Below are 16201 nucleotides of genomic sequence, written 5' to 3'. Positions count from 1 at the left end.
TGGATGTGAGTGGCATGACCTCCTATGACCAGAATCCGTTCGGCGGGCCGAAAGCACCGCCGTTCCAGCCCCAGCAGCCGGGCGCGAACCCGGGCGCCGCACCGAACGCAAATCCGGCCGGCCGCAAATCCGGCCGCCCGTTCGGCAACGGCTTCTTCAACTGGATCCGCACGCTGGGATTCAACCGCAGTTCCGAACGCTGGCTCGGCGGCGTGTCCGGCGCCATCGCCAACCGTCTCGGCTGGGACCCCATCATCATCCGCATCATCTGGTTCGCGTTCTTCTGCGCGGCCGGGTTCGGCGCCCTGCTCTACGGCCTCGCCTGGCTGCTGCTGCCGGATGAGCGAGACGGCGTGATACTGGCCGAGGACGCCCTGGTCGGTGGACGCTTCCCGTCGTCGTTCTGGATCGCCATCGTGATGATGATCATCGGATGCCCGGGCAGCCTGTTCGCCGTGCCGTTCATCTCCATACCCGTGTTCGTGGTCCTCATCATCGTCGCCGCGGTGCTGTACAACCGCGACGCCAGCAGACGGGGCGCCACGGGAGCCGGCCCCGGACGACGCCCCGCCGGAAACGGCCCGGCACCCGCCTATGGGAACGCCGCGCCGACGAACGGCCCCCAACAGCCGTACGCCGCACCGCAGCCGCCGAACATGCAGTTCCGCCAGGCGCCTCCGCCGAGACGCGTCCCCCCGGTCGTGTACCGCCGCAAGCCGGCCGGCCCGGTAGTGGTCGGCATCACGTCCGGCCTGCTGCTGCTTTCGCTGGCCGCCCTGCTGTACTTCCTGTACTTCGCCGGATTTCCCGACATGCCATCCCCGGTGATGCTGATCTGCCTGTGGGTCCTCGGTGCCACGTTCGTGCTCGGCATCGTCACCATCGTCGTCGGCTTCGCCGGACGCAAATCAGGCGGACTGATTCCCATCACCATCATCGCATTGATCTGCTCGATCTGCGCGTACGCCGCCATGCCCGCGTATACGACAGTCGCGAACAAACTCAGCGGCGAATACGGCGAATCGGCGATCCGCACCAACGTCAACTACCGCTCCGACGATTTCTACCAGCTGCGCGGCAACGGACTGCAGGCGGTGTCGTCGAACGTGACCGTGGACCTGTCGGATTGGCGGACCGTGCACCCCGACGAGGGCGAATGCCCGACGGGAGACTTCCCCATCGACGCGATGTCGAGCACGGTGACGATCATCCTGCCATCGGGCTGCAACGCCACGCCGAACATGAACCTGATGTTCGCCTCCGCCAGCTCCTACAACGAATCGGGATCGGACGACTCGCTGTTCCTGGTCGGCGACGCCGCGTTCTCCAGCATTCACGTCACTGACTCCAGTCCGACGACATACGACCGTTACGACGACCCCGAAACATACTGACCGCACACATACCGACCGCGGCAACCATACCGGCCACGACATTCCATACGCCGTCCCATATGACGGCGGTCGACCCATCGTCATCAATACCGTCATCAACCAATGAATCGAGACCATCATGACCATGTACAATCGTGGATTCTCCAACGCACCGACGATGATCATCAAACAGTCGGACGGAGAAGGCGCCGAGACGAAGCAAGCCGATGACGCCGCCACCGAGGCGTTCCCCGCCACGGAGGAACGCCGGTCGTCGGCGGAGGCGCCGACGCAGGCGATCGACCCCGAACGCGTCCGCGCGCAGAACGCCGACACGGAGGCGATGCCGCCTGTCGCCGAAACGCGGCCGATCGCAACGGATTCGATGGATTCGTCCTCGTCCGGGCCCATCGCCCCGACGTCGGTCATCGACACGACCATCAACGAACGCCTCGGTGCCACCAAACCGTTGGACGCCCAGCTTGCCGACATCGCCGAGCCAGAAAAAACCGAAGAGACCGAGCCATCGTCCGACGACGACCTGCCGACCCGGCCGATGATCGGCAAGCCGGACGTAAACCTGGCCGGTACCGAACACCCCGAGGGAACTCCAAACGCCGACGGAGCCCCCGGACCGCAGGCAGCCTGGCAGCAGCAGGCCGCCGCCGCGCAAGGCTACGCCAGCGAGGCGCATCGCAACGGATACCCCGGATCGGGCGAGACGGCGCAGGCGACGGCCGGGCCGCAATACGCGAACTATCCGGGCTGGAACCAATATGCCGGCAATCCCAATCCCAGCGCACCATACACGCCCCGCGTGGAATACAAGAAGGGTCCGAGCACGGCGACCGTCGTATGGGGCACGTTGCTGGCGTTGTTCGCATTCGGAGGATTGGCCAGCACCTGGCTGTTCGGATTCGCGATGTCGCCGAGCGTGTGGACGATCCTCGCCATCTCCGCGCTCGTGGTGATCGGTGCGGCGCTCGTCATCGGCGGTATCGCCTCTGCGGTACGACGGCGCAAAACCGACCGATGACCGGAATCGGCCGAAGACCCGATATCTCCCGACGCGGTGATATGCCGGCAATGCGGCGATGACCCGACGCTGCAATGCCGGCCGACGACGCAGAGCCGGGTCGTCGCCGACATATCACCGACCGGCAGGTTTCAGATTATCTGAACCTGAGGCTCACTGATAATGGAACAGCGAGACGCCGAGACGGGACCGGCAATATGCGTTGCCCAGCCACGTATGCCTGCTCGTCGGCCATACGGCGCCAAGACGCGGCGCGTTCTGGCTCATCCAGATGCTGGGGACGCGCCCGTCGTTGCTTCGCGACCCGAGCAGATTGAACCCGTTCTTGTGCACAAGCCAGTCGGGATGCTGGGTGGCGATGGCGAGCCCCTCCTCAAGCGTCAATGGCAGACGGCCATCGGATTCGACGAGCTTGCGGGCGATGTCGGGCTCGCGGTTCGTATATGTGGTGCCGGTATGCGGGTCCACGACGATGTAGAACGGGCCTTCCGGAGGCTCGAAACCATCCTGCGGCATGAAACTGGCGATGTCGCGGGGCGGCATGGTGGTGAATCCCGCCATGCGGTTGATGCTGGTCCTGGCGATCAGCGATTCCGGAGAGACCAGCTCCCGTGTGGGCACGAGCAGAATATTGGCGCCAAGATCGCTTTTCGACAACGCGTTGATGATCGGGGTGGCCAACGCACGGAACGCGGCCGCCGTCATATCGGCCACGTCGGGATATCCCAAGGCCACGATGCGGTCCAACTGCTTTTGCGCTTCAACGGATGCTTCAGACATGTCTACAGTATCCCCAGCGATGGTGACAAGCGGCGCCGGCGATAGGCCACCAGCCAAAAATGAACTGCGCCCCGCGCAATCCACTCCCCTCAGTCTCGCATACGCTCGACAGCTCCCCTCCGCCGGGAGGGGAGCCGATTACCAAGATGGACCGACGTCACCCAACCGGACACCACAATCCACGGGGAACCGGCCACCGGCAAGACGCCCCACCCAATCGGCTCCCCCACGGACGGTGGGGGAGCTGGACGCCGCAAGGCGGACTGAGGGGGCCACCAGCCAAAAAAAGAGCTGCGCCCCGCGCAATCCACTCCCCTCAGTCTCGCATACGCTCGACAGCTCCCCTCCCCGGGAGGGGAGCCGATTACCAAGATGGACCGACGTCACCCAACCGGACACCACAATCCACGGGAAAACGGCCGCCAAGACGCCCCATCCGATTGGCGGCCCTCAGCCCACGGGGAACCGGCCACCGGCAAGACGCCCCACCCAATCGGCTCCCCCACGAACGGTGGGGGAGCTGGCCGCCGCAAGGCGGACTGAGGGGGCCACCAGCCAAAAACGAACCGCACCCCGCGCAATCCACTCCCCTCAGTCTCGCATACGCTCGACGGCTCCCCTCCGCCGGGAGGGGAGCCGATTGCCCGGCAGGTTCGGCAAATCACAACTGATTTGCGCAGTGTTTATCGTTCGGAGATCACAACTGATCCCCGAAGTGCTTCCTCGCTACGATTTCGGCGAGCTCGATGGCGTTGAGGGCTGCACCCTTGCGCAGGTTGTCGTTGGTGATGAACATCGACAGGCCCTTCTTGCCATCGACGGCCTGATCCTGACGGATACGGCCGACGAAGCTCGGGTCCTTGCCGGCGGCGAGCTGCGGGGTGGGGATGTCGTCGAGCACGACGCCCGGGGCCTTGGCGAGCACCGCACGGGCCTCGTCCGGGGTGACGTCCTTCTCGAACTCGGCATTGATGCTCATGCCGTGGGCGGTGAACACACCGATGCGCACGCAGGTGCAGCTGGCCTTGAGCTCCGGCAGGTGCAGGATCTTACGGCTCTCGTTGCGCAGCTTCTGCTCCTCGTCGGTCTCCTCGCTGCCGTCGTCCACGATGGCGCCGATGAACGGCACGGCGTTGAAGGCGATGGTGCGCACCACCTTGGTCGGCTCGGGGAAGTCGATGGCGGAACCGTCGAACACGAGCTTGTCGGCGCCCTGTTCGATGGCGGCCTTCGCCTCGTTCATCAACTGCAGAACGCCGGCGCGGCCCGCACCGGAGACGGCCTGATAGGAGCTGACGATCAGGCGCTTGAGGCCGAACTCGTCGGAAAGGGCCTTCATGGCCGGCATGCAGGCCATGGTGGTGCAGTTCGGGTTGGCGATGATGCGGTCCGGCACCTCGTCGAGGTCCTCGGGGTTCACTTCGGCGACGACCAGCGGCACGTTGTCGTGCATACGCCACTGGGAGGAGTTGTCGATCACGTAGGCGCCGGCCTCGGCGAACTTCGGGGCCCACACCTTGGAGGTGCCGCCGCCGGCGGAGAACACGGCGATGTCGATGCCGGACAGGTCGGCCTTGGCCACGTCCTCCACCACGATGTCGTGGCCGCGCCAGTTGAGCACGGTGCCGGCGGAGTGCGCGGACGCCATGAAGCGCAGGTCCTTCACGGGGAAGTCCCGCTCGTCGAGGATGCGGCGCATCACCATGCCCACCTGGCCGGTGGCGCCGAGCACCGCTACGTTTACGCCCTTGTCATTGATCTGAACCATGGTTCGTTCCCTTCTTCCCTATTGGTTCCCAAACGATTCCATGCCGTGCGGTCAGCGGCCGGTGCCGCCGTACACCACGGCCTCCACCTGGTCGGAGTCGAGGTTGAACTTGGTGTGGATGGCGCGCACGGCGTCCTCAAGGTCGGCGAGCGGCACCATGGCGGAGATGCGGATCTCGGAGGTGGAGATCATCAGCACGTTGATGTTCTTCTCGCTCAGCGCACGGAAGAACGTGGCGGCGATGCCGGAGTGGGTCTTCATGCCCACGCCCACGAGCGCGACCTTTCCGACCTCCTTGTTGATGTCGAGGGACTCGTACTTGAGTTCGTCGCGCTTGTCCGTGAGCACCTGCTCGATCTGGCGCTGCTGGGATTCGGAGGCGGTGAAGGAGATGTCGGCGGTGCCGGTGGAGGCGGCGGCCTGCACGATCATGTCGACGTTCACGCCGGCCTCGGCCAGACTGGTGAACACGGAGGTGCTCACTCCGGGCACGTCGGGGATGCGGCGCAGCGTGACCTGCACCTCGCTCTTGTCGTGCGCGATGCCGGAAACGACCGGGTCTTCGGGGCCGAGGTCGGGGAACAGGTCGCCCATGGACTGGTTATCGTTGGTCATGATCACTACTTTCGCGATGTTGTACGGATGGAATACGAGTAATACGGATGTGGTCTCGGCCGGGGTGTGGCCGTCGGGTCACTGCAGGTTGGGGATGCCGCGCGGATCGGCGCCCTCGGGGAGGATCAGCGTGCCGGGACGGTGCGAGAAGGAGCTGCGCACGTGCAGAGGCATCTGGAAGCGTTCCGCGTATTCGACGCAACGCAACGCCAGCACCTTGGAGCCGCAGGCGGCCATTTCGAGGATCGCCTCGTAGGAGATGGCGGGGATGCGGCGCGCGGTCGGCACGATGCGCGGATCGGCGGTGAACACGCCGTCGACATCGGTGTAGATCTCGCATACGTCGGCGCCCAGCGCCACGGCCAGCGCCACGGCGGAGGTGTCGGAGCCTCCACGGCCGAGCGTGGTGGCGTCGCCCTTGGTGTTGATCCCCTGGAAACCGGCGACGATGGCGACGTCTCCCTCATCGAGCACCTCGGCCACACGCTTCGGCTTGACGGCGCGGATATGCGCGGCACCGTAGCGGGCGTCTGTGAGGAAACCGGCCTGCTGCCCGGTGAAGGAGTGGGCGCGCACGCCCTGCGCGTGAATGGCCATGGCGAGCAGGCTCATGGAGATGCGCTCGCCGGCCGTCATGAGCATGTCCATCTCGCGTTCCGGCGGCTTGGCGTCGATGTCGAGCGCCTGGTCGATCAGATCGTCGGTGGTGTCGCCCATCGCCGAGACCACGACCGCGACATCGTTGCCCTTCTTCTTGGTTTCGATGATGCGCCTGGCCACACGTTTGATTGAGTCGGTGTCGGCTACCGACGAGCCGCCATACTTCTGAACGATAAGTGCCACGTCAATCCAATCTCGTGAAAAATCTGCGCCCGTTTTGTCGTTGTCGTTGTGCGCACAAGTACGCAACAGTGTACGCAAACGGCAAGATTATAGGGCGTGCGAGGTGAATCGCAGATCGCATTCTCCACATTGTGAGCGAGCCGCACGTTCCGGACGTCAGGAACGACTCACGTAAATCGTTCGACTGTCGTTTCCGTATGGGTTGACGGTGTCGTCAGCGCCGTCCGGACTGTGTCATCACGCCGTCCGGCTGTGTCATCACGCCGTCCGGCTATGCCTCCCGTCGGCCGGCGAGCGCGCGGCCCAGCGTGACCTCGTCGGCGTATTCGAGGTCGCCGCCGACGGGCAGGCCGCTGGCCAGCCGTGTGACCTTGACGTCCAATGGTCCGAGCAGGCGTGCGATGTAGGTGGTGGTGGCCTCGCCCTCGATATTGGGGTTCAACGCCATGATGACCTCGGTGACCTCGCCGGATTCGAGCCGTTTGAGCAGCTGTGGTATGCGCAGGTCGGCGGGGCCGATGTTGGCCATGGGGTTGATGGCGCCGCCGAGCACATGGTAGAGGCCCCGGAATTCCCGCGTACGTTCGATGCTCATCACGTCCTTGGGTTCCTGGACCACGCAGATGATTCCACGGTCGCGCCGCGGGTCCACGCAAATCGGGCAGGGGCTGGTCTCGCATACGTTGCCGCAGATATCGCAGAACCGCACCTTGGCCTTGACCTCCTGGATGGCGTCGGCGAGCTCCTGGGCCTCATGGTCGTCGGAACCGAGCAGGTAGAAGGCGATGCGCTGCGCGCCTTTCGGTCCGATGCCCGGCAGTTTGGCGAATGCGTCGATGAGGTTCTGGATTGCGCCATCATAGGCCAATGCCATGGTCTTTCCTTCCGTTGATGGTCATACCGTCATTCGTCGCCGTCGGTGTCCGTCCTGCGTTTGGCGGCGATGTTGCGCGGGTTCCTTGGATCGTCTGCGGCGATGTCCTCCACGGTCTTAACCTCGAACATCTGTTTGAGGGCATCGAGGCTCATGGCGTTCGACGAGCCGAGCGACTCGTCGGTCATGGAGTATTCGTCCTCGTCCGGGTCCACGGCCGGGGCGGGGTTCTCGGACGGCGGGACGGTGGCGGGGCCGTCGGACGCCGGATGCGACGGCGGCGGGGTCTGCCGCATGTTCGGACGGAAATGCGGCGCCTGTTGCGACGGGCCGGGCTGCTGCGGCTCCGGTTTCGGCTCCTGCGATGGCTGCGGCGACCGGTTGCCGTTCGAGACGGGAACGGCCCACGGGTCGGTATCGTCGCTCAGGTCGGGGACCGCAACATGCTTGGTGTGCGTCGGGCCTTGGGGCGCACGACGGGATTCCTCATGCGACAGGTCCTCGTATGCCGGCATGGACCGGGCGGGCACGGCCCACGGGTCGTCGGGCACGGAGGGTCCGGGAACATCGGAGGACACGGACGATGGGCCCGACGGAGCCGCGGGCGCGGCCCAGGGGTCGTCTTCGGGCAACGGGGCCGCCGCCTGCGGGGCCTGTCCGGTCCGGTGGACGTCGGCGTCGTCGTCGCTGGCGCCGGCGGCCTGTGGGGCGTCGGCGTCGGACGTGGCGTGCTCGCGCGGTTGCGACACGGCCGGTGCGGCGGTGCCCGCCGGCGCCGTGACGGCGCTCATCTGCTCCTGCAGCAGCTGCGCCTTGATCTGCTGCTGCCGCTGCGGATCGAGGCTCTTCCACGGCGGCGCCTCCTGCCCGTCCGCCATCTTCCTGGTCGGAGCGAGGCCCACTTCGGGGCCGAACGCCTTGTGGATCTCGGAACGGATGATGTTCGTCACCTTGGTGGTGCCGTCAACGCTCTGCGACGCCACCGCAAGCGCGAACGCATACTTGTTCAGCGGCTTGCTGAACTTGATCCACAGGTACATCTTGCCGGTCCTGGGATGGGGGGCGAGCTTGACCCGCGGAACCCTGGTGCGGTCCACGTAGGCGCGCACGTCCAAGGGGAGGGCGGCGACCAGCGCATCCCATTTCTCGTCCGGGGTACGGGAGTCGTCGGACCGATGGCGTTCCTCCGCCGGTGCCGGATGCGGCGCGGACGCGTCCGCGGGTGATGAGGACCGTGCGGGCTCCGTCGCAGCCGTTGCCGCGGTCTGCATGGCAGCCGGTTCCGCAGGCCGGGATTCGGCGGAACCACCACCGGACTGGGCGGACTGCGGTGCCCGGCGGCGGCCGATGAAGCCTCCGCGCGCGGCGCCGGACTGTTGCGTCGGGGAAGGCGACGCCGGAGCCGTCTGGGCCAAATCCGTGGAGACGTTCCGCTGCGACGGGTGGAACGGCACCAGCAGCCGTGCGGCGAGGAGCTCCAGCCTCATACGGGGGGATGTGGCGCCGCTCATCGAACCAAGCGTCGAATTGATGACGTCGGCGATGGACGTCAGCTGTTCCAGACCGAGCGCCTTGGCCTGACGGCGCAGATCGTCGACGTCCTCCGCCTCGGCGTCGTCGCTGAGCACGGACTCCGCCCGTTCCCCGGCGATGGTGAGCACCAGAAGGTCTCGCACACGCGAAAGCAGGTCCTCGACGAACCGACGCGGATCGAATCCACCGACCACGACCTTCTGCACGACGCCGTAAAGCTTCTCGCCGTCCTTGTCGATCACGGCGTCGATGGCCTCGGCGATCAGTGCCTCCGGGGTGAAACCGAGCAGCGCGATCGCGGAATCATGGGTGATGACGTTGTCGACGGCGCCGACCATGAGCTGGTCGAGCACGGAAAGCGTGTCCCTCATGGAGCCGCCGCCGGCACGCATGGCGAGCCTGAGCACGCCCGGCTCCGGCCTGATGCCCTCCTTATCGCAGATCTCATCCAGATACGGGCCCATGACCTCGGGCGGCACAAGACGGAACGGATAGTGGTGGGTGCGCGAGCGGATGGTGCCGATGACCTTCTCCGGCTCGGTGGTGGCGAAGATGAACATCACATGCTCGGGCGGCTCCTCCACGATCTTCAGCAGTGCGTTGAACCCCTGCTGCGTGACCATATGGGCCTCGTCGAGGATGAAGATCTTGTAACGGTCGCGCGCAGGCGCGAACCCGGCGCGCTCGCGCAGCTCGCGGGCGTCGTCCACACCGTTGTGGCTGGCCGCATCGATCTCCACCACGTCGATGGACCCGGGGCCGCCCGTGGCAAGGTCCCGGCAGCTTTCGCACTCACCGCAGGGATGCGAGGTCGGTCCCTTCGCACAGTTGACGCAGCGGGCGAGGATGCGCGCCGAACTGGTCTTGCCGCAGCCTCGCGGTCCGGAGAACAGATAGGCGTGCGTGAGCTTGCCCTCGTCAAGGGCGCGGGAGAGAGGAATGGTGACCTGGTCCTGACCCACTATTCCGTCGAAGGTGTCGGGACGGTAACGCCTATACAATGCCAAAGCCATAATCCAAACCCAATCTATCAAAAACCAAACTGCTGCTTCCCGGCGGACCAGGTCACCATGCCGCCGTTTCCAGACCTCGCGCTCGATGCATCGCGCTCGCATCGCCTAACGACAGTCCACTGGACTGTCGTCTTAACGGCTCAGCCTGGTCCTGACCCACTATTCCATCGAAGATGTCGGGACGGTAACGCCTATACAATGCCAAAGCCATAATCCAAACCCAATCTATCCAAAACCAAACTGCTGCTTCCCGGCGGACCAGATTCCCATACTACTTGACCCCGCTTGACCATCCGGCCCCGCCGAACCATGGAACCGCATCGGTACGGGAATCCGCCCGGCGAGCCCGTCCCTTCTGCAAATGATGGGAACGGAGGAGAACGAGTCAACCGTGTGCGCGAATATGGTATGCGGTTCATCGAAGACTCCAGAGAAGGGATCGCACCATGCCGCACAACGACGCCCCGGCAGCCGAGACCGGTTCATCGCCGTCCATCAAGACCACGCAGTCCATCCTCACCCCGCAGATCAACGTCAACGCCCTGACCCCGGCCGAGACCGAGGAGGCCGTGGAGAAGGCCGGCATCGGCAAGACGCAGCTCACCGGAGGCAAGGCCTTCGTCTCCGCCATGTTCGCCGGCGCCTTCATCGGCTTCGGCGCGCTGTTCTTCCTCATCGTCACCTCCGACCCGGCCATGACCTGGGGCCCGAAACGCTTCGTCGGCGGCCTCGCCTTCTGCATGGGCCTCGTACTCGTGCTGTGCTGCGGCGCCGAACTGTTCACCGGCAACTCCCTGATGGCCAGCGACATCGCCGCACGCAAAATCAGCTGGGGGGCGCTCGCCAAGAACTGGATCATCGTCTGGTTCGGCAACCTCGCCGGCGCGCTGCTGCTCGTCACGCTCATCGCGCTCGCCGGCACCATGGGACTCAACGACGGCGCCGTGGGAGACACCGCCGTGGCCACCGCCGCATCAAAGATCACCCCGGACTGGGTCACGCTGTTCTTCCGCGGCATCCTGTGCAACATCCTCGTCTGCCTCGCCGTGCGCATCGGCTTCTCCGCACGCTCCGTCGGCGACAAGGTGCTCGGCATCCTGCTGCCCATCGCCGGCTTCGTGGCCATGGGCTTCGAGCACTGCGTGGCGAACATGTTCTTCCTTCCCGTCGGTCTCGTGGCCAAGCTCATGGGCTTCGGCGCCTCGGCCGCCGGCGCCGGTTCGGTGAACGTGCCCGGAATCCTGTATAACCTTTCGGCGGCCACGCTGGGCAACATCGTCGGCGGCGCAATCTTCGTGGCGCTCGCCTACTGGTTCGTCAATGCCCGCCGCGATGACGCCCACCGATGACGACGCCCACCGGTGATTGATGCCCGCGTGATCGATGCCCGCGACGGCGCCAACCACCACGGCGGCGGCACCTCGACGACCAGATGACGGCCCGGCCATCGCCCAGACGTCATCCGCAGTCCTTCGGCCCGGCACGTGCCCGGGCCGAAGCGTCTCCGACGAACGGCACGCGGGTCGACACAGCGGCCGTGACCGTCACATCCTCGCCGTCGATCGCACATCCCGTCATGCGGGCGCGGTTGGCGGCCGCCGTGGAACCGCCCTCCACACAGGGGTCTCCAGCGGATTCATACAATGCGGTGGCCGCCGCAAGCGCCGCATGATCCGCCGCGGTCTGCGCCACCGCCCTGCAATACAGCACGTTGCCCACGGCCAGAATCGCGGAGAGCAACACCGCGGCGACCATCACCAGTCCGACGCCGACGACGGTGCCGGACCCTTCGTCGGAACGCGTCCACGCGTTCAATCCGGCCACGTTATTCATGGCGAATCCCCGCGGCCTCGCCCCGCCCATCGGGCAGGACCACTCCCAACGGTCCGGGCAGCACCGGGCATCGCGTCGTCACAACGACCATGCCGTCGGTCACCGACGTCGTGACGCTCGCGCCGTTCCCCGCTATGCGTGTGACGACCCCCGCGACGTCGGCGGGGCCGTCTCCGGCCACCACCAGTTCCCGGGCGGCCGCTCGGGCGGCGTCCTGACAGTTCATGTTGACGATCACCGCCCGTGCGGACGAGAACAGCATCAGCGCGACCACCATCACCGTCGGCAACACCACGGCGAACTCCGCAGTGACCGTTCCCCGGTCCGAGCGTGCCAGCCCGCCACGGACCCGATCCCATCGTCGCGCCTCGCCCCTCATCATCCCCGCCTTTCAGGTCATACGCTCAGGGCCTGCCTGACCAGATTGGTCAGCAGCGTCTTCACGGCCCCGGACTTCAGGATCGCCACCAGCAGGCCGGCGAAGCCGGTCGCGGCGATCATGACGACGGCGTATTCGGCCGTCGCCAGCCCTTTCTCCGGTTCCGCGGTCAATGTCCGCAGCCGTGCGTCCCATAGGCATATCGTCGTTTTCGCCCTCTGGGTCATGCTTCCCAGACGGTCGCTTATGTTGGGTCCATGATTCAGCCCGTCTGATTGCAGTCGTTCCATCATGTCCGTCCTTTCCGGCGGTCGAATGGCCGCCCACCTTGTATCGGTCTGCATTGTCTCGGCTTCGAAGCTGATTCCAGTGTGCCGTATTACGGACCGCCGCAGCAGGGTTTCCCGGCAATGTTGACAAACGTGGATGAGCCTTACTCCCGCTTGAAAAAACGTCTTGTGGACAACGGAAAAACCATCCACATCCTGCGGACCATGCGTATTTGTCATGCCCCGGCGAACGACACGATGGAGGGGATGACTCCGATGAGCACGAACGCCGGCAGGAAACACAGTCCCATGGGCACCAGCACCCGTACCGACAGTCTGGCGGCGTCCTCCTCGATCGAACGGCGTTCGTCCCGGTCGATCTGTTCGATGGCCGTTTCGATGCGCATCAGCGGCGAGACGCCATGCTTCCACGATGGGGCCAGCGTCTCGCGTATGGCGTCCAACGACCGCCGATGACGGCTGTCGGGCGGGACCACGCCCCAGGCGTTGTCCCAATCCGCTCCACGGTTCAACGCGTTCGCCACGGCGACCAGTCGAATGCCCAACGCATCGTCGTCCGGCTCGACCGTGACGCCGTCGTCGAGCAGTGTTTCGCCGATGACCGCCAACGCGCGGGGAATGGACGATCCCTGCCGGACCGCCACGGCGACCAGTTCCAACAGCAACGGCACCGGAGGCACGGTGCCGCACGACGGGCGGCCCGGCAGCGCAACGGCGCGACGGCCACCGATATGTAGATACGCCGCCATGCCGGCCGTTCCGGCCGCCAGCAGCTGCCATATCATTCCCATGTGCCATCACCCCACCGAATCATGGTGTCCGCGCATCCGCGCCGCCGACATCATCATGCAGGCGACGCATAAGCGCCTCCACCCACAGCAACCCCACGGCATAGCACAGCACGCCCGCAGACAGACACAGCAATCCCGGCATGGAACCGAACAGGAACGCCAGCGGACCGGCACCCAGCATCTCGCCGAGCACGACGGTCACGGCAGGCAGCGCAGACAGCAGTCTCACCGTGGACCGGGGCATGGCCAGCGCCTTCGCCTTCAGATCATCCATCAACCGCGAACGGGCATACGACGACGCGACCGCCTTCAGACAACGCACCGTCTCGCATCCAAGCCGCTCGCTGACACGGCATGCCACGAACACGTCGCGGGCGACGCGACGGGCCACCTCCGGGGTCTCGTCGGCGCCGCGACGTTGTTCGAACACCTCCGCGGCGCGCTCCTCGGTGACGCGGTTCGTGGCGAACCGACGACCGGCGAGCTCCTCCAAGGCGGCGGACGCGGTTCCGCCGTTGCGGATGAACGCTCCCATCGACGACAATGCCGCCGCCACCCCCATACGGGTCATGGACCGTACAGCGGCATCACCCAGGCCGTCGAGACGGCGCCACGGCGGCGCCACATTCCACAGCAAGAATCCCACGGTGCATCCCGCACCCACCGCCGCCAACACCGCCATCATCACCATCACCCGCCCATCATTCGCCGACGCCGATCATCGACGTCTCGCCGGCAGCTGCGGAGCCGGACGGACCCCGTCGCCGGACAACGGCACGCCCCACCGTTCGGCGAACGCGGGCCAGCCGGCATGATATGCCTCCGCCCCCGCGCCATCCCATTCGCACAGCGGACTGCCCACCAGACGACCATCGGCGCCCGCCTCCAGCACACCGACCTGGGCGATGCGCCGAACGCCATGCAACCGTTCCAGATGCAGCACCACATCGAACGCCCCCTGCGCCAGCATCGCCAACGCCTCCGGACTCAATCCGGCCAGCAATCCCAGCGTGGTCAGCCGGGCCGGAACCCGGTCCACACCATCCGCATGCACCGTGGCCATGCCGCCATGATGCCCGGAATTCAACGCGCGCAGCAGGTCCGCTATCTCCTCGCCGCGGCACTCCCCCAGCACCACGCGGTCGGGCCTCATACGCAGCGTGGCCTTGACCAAGTCGGGCAGTCCCACGGCGCCCGCGCCCTCCACGTTCGCCTCCCGCGCCACCAGCGACACATGATTGGCATGGTCCAATGCGCCGAGCTCGCGAATCTCCTCCACACTGACGATGCGTTCGCCGGCGTCGCACGAGGCGAGCAACGCCTTGAGCAGCGTGGTCTTGCCTGTTCCGGTCCCACCCGTGATCAGCATCGTCGCCCGCTCCTCCACCAGCCGTTGCAGCAGCGTCATCCATGATTCGGGGAACATGCCGGAGCCGCGCAGCGTCGACAGGTCCGAGGGCACGCGGTCCGGGAAGCGGATGGACAACGCCGCCCCCTGCTCCACCAGCGGCTCGATGACGGCATGCACGCGGATGCCGTCGGGGGTGGCGGCGTCCGCTATCGGGCGCGAGTCGTCAAGCCGGTGTCCGAGCTGGGCGCACAGCTGCACCGCATAGTCCCGAACGATGCGGGGCGTGCGGAACCCCATCGGCACCACGCGCTCCTCCATGCCGCCGCCGCGGTCCACCCATATACGCCCGTCACAGGTGACGGCCACATCGGTGATCCCGGACTCGTGCAGCACGGCGTCCAACGGCCCGAACACCACGGAGGGCCGACGGGCCCCGCCAACGTCATGGCCGACGTCCATCGCAGCACCTTTCCTCCACCCGGTCGCATATGTCATCCAGCAGTCTGCGGTACCGTCGTGGAATCCGCGTAATCCCCAGTCCGGCCAGCAAACCTTTGCCCAGACCGCTTTTCCTCCGTATCACACCGGCCAACGGCGCCTTGAGATAATCCTTGGCGTCGCGCTCCGTCACCACGCCACCATGCCCCGCACCGAACGGCCGTACCCCCACGAGCAGCAATGGGGCATCAGCCACCGCCAAGGAGGCCCCGCCATCGCCGTCCACGCCCCGGTCCTTCAACCGGGCCAGGGCGCCCCGGGCCCGCGCCAGCCCAAGCACACTGAGCTCCACCATCATCACATGCAGGGCGATGGGAATCTTCCGCCAGTCCCCCGCATGGCCGGCGTCCACCATGACGACGTCACGGCATTGCGCCAAAGCATCCACGGCGGCTTCGATCTCCCACCAGTCCGGATGCCCGTCGTTCCAGGGATCGGAAGCCAGCATGGGCAGGCCCTCCCATTGGGGAAGCTCGTGCAGCAGCGATTCCGGTTCGATCCTGCCCAATGGCGCGCTGACGCCGCTCCACCGAAGCCCGCCCTCGGATTCCTGGCCAAGCAGCACGTCGACCCCGCCCGCCGAGAAATCCATGTCGACGAGCACGCAGGACCTGTCGCGTTTCATCAGCGTCCGCGCGCACATGGCGGCGAACGCGCTGACGCCGATGCCGCCGCTCGCCGACGAGAACACCACCGCACCCGGTCCGCTCATCCGCACGGCACCGGATGGCCTGTCTCCGAACGCCGTCCCGGCAGAGGACCCCGACGCCCCACGGCCACCGACGCCGCGACCGTGACTATGCCCATGCCCATACCCACGCCGCCGTTCTCGTTCCATCCGCCCCGCCGGAGGCCCCTGCGTGGAGGCTCGAACGTAGAACCGTCTCGGTCGTGGCGTCGGCAGCGTCTTCATTCCCGCGGGCAGCGGCATACCACCGACGGCATCCACCGCACCGACGGCATCCCCACGGAGAGCACCGCCGCCAGCGCCCGCGTTCACGCCCCGTCCCGCCGGCCGGGCATCCTCTTCGACCATTCCGATATATGCAGTATCCATGGTCCGATTGTCGCAACGTCGGTCATGCCGGCATGGGGTTTTCCGGCAATGTTGACGGATGGACCACCCTCGGCCCGAAGCACCCGGCCCGATTCATCTGTTCCGAGTCACCCGCATAATGCATCCGCGCACACGCACCGCCACCGTCTACATCGCGCCCCACCCGC

16 protein-coding genes are annotated in these 16201 nt (G+C 66.2%); 3 read left to right on the top strand and 13 right to left on the bottom strand.

Features of this window, described 5'->3' with window-relative positions:
• The first annotated feature begins 14 nt into the window (after window positions 1–14).
• Both DF200_RS07225 and DF200_RS07220 read left to right on the top strand, forming a co-directional pair.
• On the top strand, window positions 15–1394 hold the full coding sequence (locus DF200_RS07225; RefSeq protein ID WP_241520186.1) for a PspC domain-containing protein: 1380 nt from the start codon (window positions 15–17) through the stop codon (window positions 1392–1394).
• A gap of 118 nt (window positions 1395–1512) precedes the next feature.
• Complete coding sequence (locus DF200_RS07220; RefSeq protein ID WP_109137608.1) at window positions 1513–2409, top strand: hypothetical protein; 897 nt, start codon at window positions 1513–1515, stop codon at window positions 2407–2409.
• Window positions 2410–2562: 153 nt separating this feature from the next.
• Here the strand turns inward: DF200_RS07220 and DF200_RS07215 are convergent, their stop codons facing one another.
• From DF200_RS07215 to dnaX, 6 genes are all read right to left on the bottom strand, one after another.
• A complete protein-coding gene (locus DF200_RS07215) occupies window positions 2563–3189 on the bottom strand; it encodes a DUF5701 family protein (protein WP_109137607.1) in 627 nt (208 codons plus the stop codon).
• Window positions 3190–3886: 697 nt separating this feature from the next.
• Window positions 3887–4957, bottom strand: coding sequence for an aspartate-semialdehyde dehydrogenase (locus DF200_RS07210; protein WP_109137606.1), 1071 nt, complete (start codon window positions 4955–4957; stop codon window positions 3887–3889).
• A 51-nt stretch (window positions 4958–5008) separates the two neighbouring features.
• The gene (locus DF200_RS07205) at window positions 5009–5572 is read right to left on the bottom strand and encodes an ACT domain-containing protein (RefSeq protein ID WP_109137628.1); all 564 of its coding nucleotides are present in this window, start codon (window positions 5570–5572) and stop codon (window positions 5009–5011) included.
• Between the two features lie 78 nt (window positions 5573–5650).
• On the bottom strand, window positions 5651–6415 hold the full coding sequence (locus DF200_RS07200; RefSeq protein WP_109137605.1) for an aspartate kinase: 765 nt from the start codon (window positions 6413–6415) through the stop codon (window positions 5651–5653).
• A gap of 271 nt (window positions 6416–6686) precedes the next feature.
• The gene (gene recR, locus DF200_RS07195; RefSeq protein WP_109137604.1) at window positions 6687–7289 is read right to left on the bottom strand and encodes a recombination mediator RecR; all 603 of its coding nucleotides are present in this window, start codon (window positions 7287–7289) and stop codon (window positions 6687–6689) included.
• Between the two features lie 29 nt (window positions 7290–7318).
• Window positions 7319–9835, bottom strand: coding sequence for a DNA polymerase III subunit gamma/tau (gene dnaX, locus DF200_RS07190; protein ID WP_109137603.1), 2517 nt, complete (start codon window positions 9833–9835; stop codon window positions 7319–7321).
• A 446-nt stretch (window positions 9836–10281) separates the two neighbouring features.
• Here dnaX and DF200_RS07185 point away from each other — a divergent pair, with 446 nt between their 5' ends.
• Window positions 10282–11184, top strand: coding sequence for a formate/nitrite transporter family protein (locus DF200_RS07185; protein ID WP_109137602.1), 903 nt, complete (start codon window positions 10282–10284; stop codon window positions 11182–11184).
• A 109-nt stretch (window positions 11185–11293) separates the two neighbouring features.
• Here DF200_RS07185 and DF200_RS07180 read toward each other — a convergent pair whose 3' ends face one another.
• The 7 genes from DF200_RS07180 to DF200_RS07150 all read right to left on the bottom strand — a co-directional run bounded on the left by DF200_RS07180 (window position 11294) and on the right by DF200_RS07150 (window position 15689).
• Window positions 11294–11668 (bottom strand): Rv3654c family TadE-like protein, encoded by a 375-nt coding sequence (locus DF200_RS07180; protein WP_241520184.1) that lies wholly within the window; start codon window positions 11666–11668, stop codon window positions 11294–11296.
• On the bottom strand, window positions 11661–12050 hold the full coding sequence (locus tag DF200_RS07175; RefSeq protein ID WP_241520183.1) for a TadE/TadG family type IV pilus assembly protein: 390 nt from the start codon (window positions 12048–12050) through the stop codon (window positions 11661–11663). Before DF200_RS07175 ends, DF200_RS07180 begins: the two co-directional genes overlap by 8 nt.
• 14 nt (window positions 12051–12064) lie before the next feature.
• The gene (locus DF200_RS07170; RefSeq protein WP_109137600.1) at window positions 12065–12340 is read right to left on the bottom strand and encodes a DUF4244 domain-containing protein; all 276 of its coding nucleotides are present in this window, start codon (window positions 12338–12340) and stop codon (window positions 12065–12067) included.
• 212 nt (window positions 12341–12552) lie between these two features.
• Window positions 12553–13128, bottom strand: a complete 576-nt coding sequence (locus DF200_RS07165) for a type II secretion system F family protein (protein ID WP_146192039.1) — start codon at window positions 13126–13128, stop codon at window positions 12553–12555.
• Between the two features lie 19 nt (window positions 13129–13147).
• On the bottom strand, window positions 13148–13819 hold the full coding sequence (locus DF200_RS07160) for a type II secretion system F family protein (RefSeq protein ID WP_241520182.1): 672 nt from the start codon (window positions 13817–13819) through the stop codon (window positions 13148–13150).
• Between the two features lie 27 nt (window positions 13820–13846).
• Window positions 13847–14938 (bottom strand): TadA family conjugal transfer-associated ATPase, encoded by a 1092-nt coding sequence (locus DF200_RS07155; protein WP_109137598.1) that lies wholly within the window; start codon window positions 14936–14938, stop codon window positions 13847–13849.
• Window positions 14922–15689, bottom strand: coding sequence for a CpaE-like family protein (locus tag DF200_RS07150; RefSeq protein ID WP_146192038.1), 768 nt, complete (start codon window positions 15687–15689; stop codon window positions 14922–14924). Before DF200_RS07150 ends, DF200_RS07155 begins: the two co-directional genes overlap by 17 nt.
• Between the last annotated feature and the right edge of the window lie 512 nt (window positions 15690–16201).

The sequence above is a fragment of the Bifidobacterium catulorum genome, from assembly GCF_003129925.1.
Taxonomy (GTDB): domain Bacteria; phylum Actinomycetota; class Actinomycetes; order Actinomycetales; family Bifidobacteriaceae; genus Galliscardovia; species Galliscardovia catulorum.
Note: the sequence above shows the minus strand (reverse complement) of the source record. Positions and strands in the feature narration are given on the sequence as shown.